Raw genomic sequence first — 1,532 nt, 5'->3', positions numbered from 1 at the left:
GTCAAAATAGTTTGAAAATCCATACGAGTAACCATCTTTTTTGTGAATTGCTGAACAGTATTTGTGGCTAATGCCTGCTATTCTTCCTGTAATAGTCGCAATATCAAAATTACCTGTTGCGCGGCACAAAACACGCCCAACATATTCGCCAATTTTTTTACCATTAGTGACAACAGCTTTAACAATATCCCCAGTGCTAAAACCAAAATGTATTTGCTTATTTGTGCGGTGACGACTTGGAAACCCAAACCTATCAGTTCCGCACATTTGGCGTGTTCCATGACCATTAGCAGTAATTAACAATGGTTTAATACCTTTAATATTTAGAGTTGGCGTTGACTTACCAACACAAGCAGCATCTAACCAATGTAGTTTCGGTAGATTTTGTTGACTGCGATTGAACTTTGTTAATCCACCGGAGCCTGTTTCTACTGATAATCCAGTTTCTTTTAAAACTTCAAGTAATGCAAATCTAGTTACGTTTACGGCTGCTGCATCAGCTAATGGTCTTTTAGCTTGTTTCAATATCTTCTCTAATCTAGACGGGTCTTTTTTGAGAAAATCTTTAATATCTTTAGTCCCTTTCTTGATATTGCATTTAGAGCAACTTAGCGTCAGGTTAGTAATTGAGTTAGAACCTCCTTTGGCTCTGGGTTGAATATGTTCTATCTGGAATGGAACGTCTTTTACACCGCAGTAAGCGCATTGTCTCTCCCATTTTTCCAATAGAAACTCTCGTGTTTCGTAACCAGCAAGTGTTCCTTGCTGATACTCATGACCGAGTATGTCAGGATTACGTATTAACTGCATATCAAAACGTACTAGTTCTTGGCTAATTGCTTCAATGGGTGCTGTCTTTATGAACTTCTCAACCCAAGTTTTAATATTATCAACACGACTTTGTAAACTTGGTGCTAACCAGCCTTGTGGACGAGTTCTGTTTAAAAAACGGGGTTGACGATATCTAGTTTTGCGATTCCTTCTACTTCTACGAAGTTGTCTTCTACAGGTTAAAGCATCTCTAATTGCAAAACCTCTGTGCTTTAATTCAGCTGCAAAAACCACCTCGCCAGTAGCATCATTAACCAATGCAATTCCGGTTATTTTTGCACCGGGGTCTAACTTTAATCTCAACGGTAATACGGGAGACTCAGGACGTGATTCTTTAAGAATCAAAGTGAAAGGAAAACGTCTAAATACGGATGCTTTTTTGTTTCTTAATAATTGTCTCGCCTGTGCTGGATGAATTGGGTCTAACGGTCGTTTGTCTGTATCAATTACAAAAACTTTGGACATAAGTCCCTCCTTTCGGGTGATGTTAGCTTCGCTAATGTTAGAGGTCGGTAACTATCCAAACGACACTGGTTTAACCCTTTAAGCCTGTTTAATCGTTTGGTTCTAGAGCAAGGAACTAGCGGGAGCATTCCTTGGTAGGTCTTAAACTCTTGTCTCTAACGTAGTACTCAAAGTACTTAAGCTGGTCAGATTAAGGCTTTTTTCAAGCCCCCGCCTTTAGGCGTGGGGTTTCTGAC

General features: G+C 39.6%; 1 protein-coding gene. It reads right to left on the bottom strand.

Translation table 11 applies throughout. The features are described from left to right. Positions 1-1,296, bottom strand: a 1,296-nt coding sequence (iscB, locus tag ACM0OZ_RS48740) for an RNA-guided endonuclease IscB (RefSeq protein WP_414590141.1), incomplete at its 3' end; no start/stop codon positions are given. Between the last annotated feature and the right edge of the window lie 236 nt (positions 1,297-1,532).

It is taken from the genome of Scytonema sp. PCC 10023 (genome assembly GCF_963920835.1).
Taxonomy (GTDB): Bacteria; Cyanobacteriota; Cyanobacteriia; order Cyanobacteriales; family Nostocaceae; genus Kalymmatonema.
The sequence above is the reverse complement of the archived record's forward strand: the minus strand, read 5'-3'. Positions and strand labels throughout refer to the sequence as shown.